This window comes from Methylobacterium sp. E-005, assembly GCF_022829725.1.
Lineage (GTDB): Bacteria > Pseudomonadota > Alphaproteobacteria > Rhizobiales > Beijerinckiaceae > Methylobacterium.
In genome coordinates, this window is the sequence record NZ_JAKSYG010000122.1 from 1 (window position 1) to 7,117 (window position 7,117).

Here is a 7,117-nt window from a genome sequence, read left to right on the forward strand (position 1 = left end):
CTGTAGTGATAGGTCATAGAGTTCGATGTTGCGCGCGATATCGCGGCCGAGCACCTGTACGAGGCTGTTTGCTACTAACTGGCTGCGGCGCTCCGCATCTGTACGCATCTGCCAGAGCTGAAGGGCGGCCACGCAGATCAAGCCGGTGACGGTTAGGAAGTTGGCAAGGGCCAGCCATCGAGCCAGGGATGGCCTGGACCATGAGCCATCGACGTGCCCTCGGGAGCTGCTACAACGTGCGCCACCTCGAGCCTGCGCGGTTTGAACATCCCGACGCAGTCAGCCGCAAATCAATTACGAAGCCCTTAGCGCGATGTAGACACTTCGTGGTCTTCGCAAGGAGGTACCTGCTGAGGACGTGGGATAAGTGTTTGACCATGCGCCGTCTTCCGTGGAGACGGATCGAACACCGCGGCTATGGGTTGGAACGCGCGCACGAGATCGCCGTCCAGGCGACCGGTCATCCCGTCTAGGATGGCGTAGGCTTTTTCACCAGCCATCGGCGCTCGGTAGGGCCGACGCTCGATCAGAGCGCCATAGACGTCGCAGACTGTCACCAAGCGGACGAGGTCGGGGATCTCCCACCCGGTGAGCCCATCAGGGTATCCGGTGCCGTCGAGCATCTCGTGGTGCGAGCGCACGACCGTCAGCATCACCGCCTCGAACCCCCGGCCCACGAGCATGGCGTGGCCGTGCGTGGGGTGCGTGCGCATCACCGCCATCTCCGCCTCGGTGAGCTTGCCCGGTTTGTTCAGGATCTGCGTCGGGACATGGATCTTCCCGACATCGTGCAGCAGGGCGGCTTTCGTCAGGCGATGGCGGTCCGCCGCCCGCAGCCCGAGAACGCCCGAGAACGCGGCCGCGAGGGCTGCCACCAGCAAACAGTGTTGGTGTGTGGCGTCGTCGAACTGCTGGACGGCTCGGACCCAATCGTAGATGCCGCTCTCGCCGACGGCACGCGTAACGAGATCGGTGCCGGTGTCGGCCATGGCGGGCGTGATCGGCGCGCCGGACAAGAGAACCTTCTTCAGAAAGTACCGGGCCTTGGTTGCTTGTTTCCACACGCTGGCCGGGATCGGTTGGATCTGCACGCGCATGCCCCCGAGGGCATCGAGTAGTTGCTGCGTGCCGGCCGTGCTGCTGAGCGTGCCGCTCGCACCCAAGATCTGGGCCTGCGCCTCGGCGCGAGCGACGTTGCCGTGCACGAGGAACAGGTACGGGACCTCTCCGCCGCGCATCGCCGCCAAGACGCGGCGCAGGCGAATGAGGGCGTCGGACGTGAGCGTCTCGACGTCGCTGACGATCAGATCGGGCTGCCGGGACGGCAGCTTGTCCTCGTAGAGATCGTGAACGTGCCACGTCCCGTGCGCGCCCAGATCCCGGGACAGGCGCTGGCCGCGGGCGACATCGTCGGTGATCAGCAGGAGTTCGCCCATGACTTTTCCCGGTCTGAGCATGGTGTAGGAGCAGCAGCCGGAGTGGCTCACGCCGCTCGCACGGTGGCGAGGAAGCGTCCGACCTCAGCCGCAAGATGCTCGGACTGACGCGACAGCTCGGACGCTGCGCCCAGCACCTGGCTCGCAGCTGCGCCCGTCTCCTCGGCTGCGCTGGCGACGCCGGCGATGTTGCTGGTTACCTCGCCCGTGCCCATCGCCGCTTGGCTGACGTTGCGCACGATCTCCTGGGTGGCAGCGCCCTGCTCCTCCACGCCAGCGGCGATCGAGGTCGCTACGCCGCTGATCTCGCGGATCCGTCCGGTGATGCCCACGATCGCCGTGACCGCCTGCCCGGTCGAGGCCTGGACCTGAGCGATCTGCCCGGAGATCTCGCTCGTGGCCTTCGCCGTCTGTTCGGCCAGCGCCTTCACCTCGGAGGCCACCACCGCGAAGCCCTTGCCGGCTGCACCGGCGCGCGCCGCCTCGATCGTGGCGTTGAGCGCCAGCAGGTTGGTCTGCCCGGCGATGTTCGAGATCAGTCCGACTACGTCGCCGATGCGCGCGACGGCGCCGCTCAGCTCCTGCACCAGAACACCGGCCTGGTCAGCTTCGCTCACGGCGAGATGCGCGAGGCTGGCCGATCCATCCACCTGCCGTCCGATCTCCTGCACGGACGAGCCCAACTCCTCGGCAGCAGCGGCCACGGTGTTGACATTGCTAGCGGCCTCCTCGGCCGCAGCGGCCACCGCGCCGGACTGGGCCGAGGTCTCACCCGCCATCGCCGACATTGATTCAGCAGTTGCCTGCAGCTCAGTGGCAGCGGCAGAGACCAAGCCGATGATCCCGCCGACCGCCTGCTCGAAGCCATCGGCCATCTGGAGCATGCCAGCCTTGCGCTGCTCCTCGGCCGCCAGCCGCGCCTCTGCGGTCTCCGCCTCCAGCGCCCGGGTACGGATCAGGTTGTCCTTGAACACCTGCACGGCGGCCGCCATCGCGCCGATCTCGTCACCGCGGTTCTGGTAGGGCACTTCGGCTCCTGCGTCGCCACCGGCAAGCCCACCCATCACCTGGGTCATAGCCTGGATCGGGCGTGAGACGCGCAACAGTCCGAAGGCAGTGGCGGCACAAGCGGCGGCGAGCGCCAGCGCCATGGCGATGTAGGCGGCCAATGCGGCGGTATCGGCTTCGCTCACGGCCACGTCGGCACCCCGGCGAGCGCCTTGCTCGTTCAGGGCGACATCACGCGAGAGATCGGCGCGGGCTTCGTCGTAGAGAGTCGCGGTCTCGGGTGCGGTCATCAGCTTGAGAGCAGCCGACTGTTGCCCTGCCTCCATCAGGCGACGCATCTCGGCATCGTCTTGCTCGAAGCGCTTCCAGACAGAAGCGAAGGTGTCATAGATGGCGCGCTCCTCGTTCGAGGAGATCAATGGCTCGTAAGCCCTGCGCGCTTGCGTGAGCTTATCGTGGGTCGCGGCGAGTTTGGCCTCGTTTTCAGCCAGATGGGTCGGCGTATCCGACAGAGTGAGCAGGCGCAGTTGCTTGATCCGAACCTCGGACGCGGCGGACCGGATCTCGTTCACAGCGGCAACCGATGGCAGCCAATTCGAAGCGACTTCTGTGATGGCGTTGCGGATCCCCTCAAGCTTGAGGATTGAGAGTGCGCCTTGCCCGGCGGCGATGAGTGCCAACAAGCCGAAGGCAGCCGAGAGCGCACCCTTGAGAGAGAGATTCAGGCGCATCGTTCCGCTTTTCACCAGAAATGTAATCAGTTCTTGCCTTACAGCGCGCGGCAGAACCGATCGACATTTCTGGTCGATTCTGTTAATTAAAAGTTTATTCCCCTAATAATCGTTAGAAACTATAGTGATAAGTTCTAAACTGCCTTTGAATACCGTCATATGACTGCTTTTTTATATATTTCGCGGGGAAACATCCCTTAATCGTATCCTAAATGGTGGGGATAGCGTTCTATACCTCGTCATTCAGAATTCCATCATTTGATAATTTTTTGACGTCCTACGCAGGCTGGATCACGTGATCCGAGGAAAGGCGACGTCTACCTATATCCACGTGGCAAAATCCTTTGATCCGCCGCCTTGCCGCAAAGGCATAGGGCAGCACAAGGAATAGCTCTTGGCATTCATCCGCTCTGCCGAACAGCCGCAGACCCTCACCGCATGGCTCGACCGCCTCCACCACCCGCGCGGATTCTCCCGCTGCCTGATCGGCCAGGGTCGACCGCTGCCCCTCGGCAGCTCTTCTTGGGTTCCGTTTTCCTCGATTCTCCCAGATCTAAAACTTGAGTATGCGTGGTGGTCGCGGATTTGACCCCTCCCCCCGATGGCAGCGTGCGCCGCGTCAGCCGCAGCCAGGCCGTCCATTCCCGGCTAACGATGCGGACCACATTGGTGTCGTTCCGCCAGCCCGTGACTTGCCGCTCCTCGACAGTGAGCAGGCCGAGCCGCACGGCCTCCCGGATGGCGTTCTTCACGGTCGTGCGAGACACGCCGGTCACGGCCGCCAGATTGTCGATCGCCAATCGGCAGTCGCCGCGTCGCGCCACCTCGGCCGCCACCAGGGCCAGGACGGCGGCCTCAGCCAGCGTGAACCGGGCCGCGAGTCCTGGCGGGAGCCGGCCTGAGGCGGCCCAGCGGCGGCGGCGCTCCACGCTGGCGTCCGTGCGTGGCCGGGAGCCGGCGCCGGGCCTCCTGGGGCTTCCTGATGCGTTCTCGGCCTTTGCCCTTGTTTGAGGGATCAAGGTTGCCGGCTCGTTCGTGCTCCGTCCTGGGATAGGTCCGCGCACGGACGTTTTCCGGGCCTCGATCAGGCTGGACAGCGTCTCGGCCTCGGCCTCAGTTACCTTCCCTTCCCCAAACGCGCGCCACAGCGCGGCCGTGACCGCCGGCAGCGCCGCGCACGGGGCCGCCTCCGCCTGTCGGCGGATCTCATCGGCATAAGTCATCAGTCCCGGTCCCTCACGGGCCGCGGCTAGGGTCCAGGCAAAGCCTTCCCGTTGACGGAAATGGGTTCCGTCTTGACTCCCGAGGGGAGTTCATGCCTTGTGGGGGGACCAGCTACGGCCCTCACACGGCCCCAGGTTTTCAGCACCCTCGTCCTTGCCGGGACGGGGGTGTTGGCTTTTCAGGGTCTATCTCGCGGCGATGGTCTCCTGAATGGCGGCCGCGACTCGCCGGAGCGAGCCTAGCCGTGACCGCTCATGTCGGCCGGCAGAGGCGTCCAAGTCAACGTTGAGGGGCGATCAGCGCGCCTATGACCGCCGACCGCCGCCAACTTGCGAAGGACGGGTGTCATCGGCAGCCTGCAGGTTGCCAGGGTGATCGACGCCGACGCACAGGACCCCACGGTCGTAACAGCCGCAGCCATTTACCGGCTACTGGGTGCCGATATCCGTCCTATGACGAAGTATTGTGCCCTAGACCAATCATAGGATGGCAAATTGCCCTTTGCCGCCGTAGCCCAATGCAAGATGCACTGATCCGCAAGCTTGAGAGCTTCGAGGAACTCACCGACGCCGATCGTGAAGCGTTGCGGGCGTTCGTTCCGCGGTTGCGGCAGGTGCCGGCACGGACGGACCTCATCAAGGAGGGCGACGTTCCCGGCAATGTGCATCTCATTCTCGACGGCTACGCCTGCCGCTACAAGATGCTGCCGGACGGCCAGCGCCAGATCATGGCCTTCTTCGTCCCGGGCGACTTCTGTGATCTGAACGTGTTCATCCTCGATCAGATGGACCACGCCATCGGTACGATCTCTCCCTGCACGGCAGTTGAGATCCCCCGGCAAGCCATCGAGGAGATGACGTCCCATCACCCACGGGTAACCCGAGCCCTGATGTGGTGTACGCTTGTAGACGGAGCTGTACTTCGTGAATGGTTGGTCAACATCGGAAGTCGTCAGTCCGGTCAGCGGATCGCACATCTGTTCTGCGAGTTGCTGCTCCGTCTTGATGCAGTGGGGCGGGTGAAGGATAACAGCTACGCGTTTCCATTCACCCAAACCGACGTCGCCGAAGCGTTGGGCCTCTCGGACGTGCAGGTCAGCCGCACGCTGCGGGAGCTGCGCGGTCTGGAACTCATCACGCTGAAGTACCGGGTCCTGACGATCCTGGACGCGGAGCAGCTCAAGGCCTACTGTGGGTTCAATCCCAACTACCTCCACCTCAGGAACACGCGTTGGAGTGGCCGCCGGCAGGTGCCGTGGCTGAGCAGCGTCCAGGGCGGGTAAGTTGGTGGGCCAGGACAACGTCGAGATCCTGGTCGTCCTCCAGCCCATTTCCGTTGACACGGCGAGCCCGGATGAGGTCGGCATGCTGGTGATCGCCAACGGGTTGCTCGTGGCCGTGCTGGTGCGCCTCGACGCACCCGAGCATGAGCGACGCGGGGCTTGGTACATGGAGGTCAGGCTCGGGCGTCTCGCAAAGGTACGCGCTCCCGTGTTCGATACCCTGGAGGACGCGACGCGGTGGGTGCGGCAGCGCCTCAAGAACTGATCGCGATGCCGAAGGCGATGCGTATGCTGAGTAGAGATGTCCGCTTCGATGGATCAAAGCACAAAAGCAGACTGTCGGATATTCACCCTCAGCCGCCATTCCGGTTCCGACCCAGCCTGGCCGCCCGGTTCACTATAGGCGCTTTCCGAAAGCAGCCATTCGTTGGCCGTCCTGCAATTTCAGCTCGGGGTGGCGAGCGAACCTTGAGCCTTGGCCCCGGAGCGGACGTTCCGCAGAAGCCAGTCTACGATGTTCCCGAGAGACTACGCTCGTCATCGCGTGGGTTCAGGTGGAGATACTTCGGATCAAACTCGGCGAAGGCCATCAGCCGCGCAGCGTTGGGGATGCGCATGCGCTTGCGCCTCCATTCGAGCAGGCCCTGACCTCTCAGATCCTGAAGCACCCGGTTCACGTGTACGCTGCTGATACCCAGCGCGTCTCCGAGATCATCCTGGGTCATTGGGAATTCGAAGCTGTCCTCGCTCACCAAGCCTACGACCCGTAAGCGCACGAGCAACTCGCAGACGAGATGCGCCATCTGCCGGTCGGCGGCCCGTTGACCCATGTTGACGAGCCATGCCCGCAGCGTGCCCTCATCGACCAGGGTCGCCCACCAGAGCGCTCGCGTGATGCGGGGGTGGTGGGCCGTGAGATGCTCGATGACCGAGCGCGGAATATCCACGATGGTGCAGCCCCAGCTGGTGCCGATGCTGTGGTCCATCTCGCCGAGGATGGCCACGTGCAGGTCGCAGAAGTCGCCCGGTACCAGGAAGGCCATGATCTGGCGCCGCCCATCGGCTAGGGTTTTGTAGCGGCAGGCGAAGCCTTCCACGACGAGGTGCACGTTCTCTGGCCGCTCGCCTTCGGGGCTGATGTCCATACGCCGCGCGACGCGACGGGTTCTTCTGGTGAGGTCGTGTAGGACGGCACGATCCTCGTCGGTCAGACGCGCTCCGTATTCGAGCTTCATGATCAGCGGATTGGACATTCGTACTCTCTCGCGGCTCGACCGCGCTGAGAACGAAGAACCGTGAGGCTTCCTTCCGCCGTCAGTCGGACGTCGGTCCGAGACCGAACAGCTGTATGTGCGGGGCAAATCCCCAACCCACATCAAGTTCCGTTTTACTACATATGTGGGTCGCTTTTGACTAAAGCCGCGTAGTCGTGTCGT

Annotated in this window: 6 protein-coding genes; 2 read left to right on the top strand and 4 right to left on the bottom strand. The window is 63.8% G+C overall.

Features of this window, described 5'->3' with window-relative positions:
* Positions 1-305: 305 nt before the first annotated feature.
* The 3 genes from MKK88_RS14425 to MKK88_RS14435 all read right to left on the bottom strand — a co-directional run bounded on the left by MKK88_RS14425 (position 306) and on the right by MKK88_RS14435 (position 4,398).
* Positions 306-1,436 carry an HD domain-containing phosphohydrolase gene (locus MKK88_RS14425; RefSeq protein ID WP_244000788.1) on the bottom strand — a complete coding sequence of 377 codons (1,131 nt, stop codon included), beginning with the start codon at positions 1,434-1,436 and terminating at the stop codon, positions 306-308.
* A 47-nt stretch (positions 1,437-1,483) separates the two neighbouring features.
* Positions 1,484-3,175, bottom strand: coding sequence for a methyl-accepting chemotaxis protein (locus MKK88_RS14430; RefSeq protein ID WP_244000790.1), 1,692 nt, complete (start codon positions 3,173-3,175; stop codon positions 1,484-1,486).
* 431 nt (positions 3,176-3,606) lie between these two features.
* Complete coding sequence (locus tag MKK88_RS14435; protein WP_244000792.1) at positions 3,607-4,398, bottom strand: GntR family transcriptional regulator; 792 nt, start codon at positions 4,396-4,398, stop codon at positions 3,607-3,609.
* Positions 4,399-4,916: 518 nt separating this feature from the next.
* Here MKK88_RS14435 and MKK88_RS14440 point away from each other — a divergent pair.
* Positions 4,917-5,681: a Crp/Fnr family transcriptional regulator gene (locus MKK88_RS14440; protein ID WP_244000794.1), complete on the top strand. Its 765-nt coding sequence runs from the start codon at positions 4,917-4,919 to the stop codon at positions 5,679-5,681.
* A 4-nt stretch (positions 5,682-5,685) separates the two neighbouring features.
* Complete coding sequence (locus MKK88_RS14445) at positions 5,686-5,946, top strand: hypothetical protein (RefSeq protein ID WP_244000795.1); 261 nt, start codon at positions 5,686-5,688, stop codon at positions 5,944-5,946.
* Between the two features lie 244 nt (positions 5,947-6,190).
* On the opposite strand, the gene MKK88_RS14450 is transcribed toward MKK88_RS14445, so the two are convergent.
* On the bottom strand, positions 6,191-6,934 hold the full coding sequence (locus tag MKK88_RS14450; RefSeq protein WP_244000797.1) for a Crp/Fnr family transcriptional regulator: 744 nt from the start codon (positions 6,932-6,934) through the stop codon (positions 6,191-6,193).
* Positions 6,935-7,117 lie beyond the last annotated feature (183 nt).

Bases quoted from the DNA above. Each gene is read 5' to 3' on its own strand.
- MKK88_RS14425 (WP_244000788.1), bottom strand. From the start codon at position 1,436: ATGGGCGAACTCCTGCTGATCACCGACGATGTCGCCCGCGGCCAGCGC.
- MKK88_RS14430 (WP_244000790.1), bottom strand. From the start codon at position 3,175: ATGCGCCTGAATCTCTCTCTCAAGGGTGCGCTCTCGGCTGCCTTCGGC.
- MKK88_RS14435 (WP_244000792.1), bottom strand. From the start codon at position 4,398: ATGACTTATGCCGATGAGATCCGCCGACAGGCGGAGGCGGCCCCGTGC.
- MKK88_RS14440 (WP_244000794.1), top strand. From the start codon at position 4,917: ATGCAAGATGCACTGATCCGCAAGCTTGAGAGCTTCGAGGAACTCACC.
- MKK88_RS14450 (WP_244000797.1), bottom strand. From the start codon at position 6,934: ATGTCCAATCCGCTGATCATGAAGCTCGAATACGGAGCGCGTCTGACC.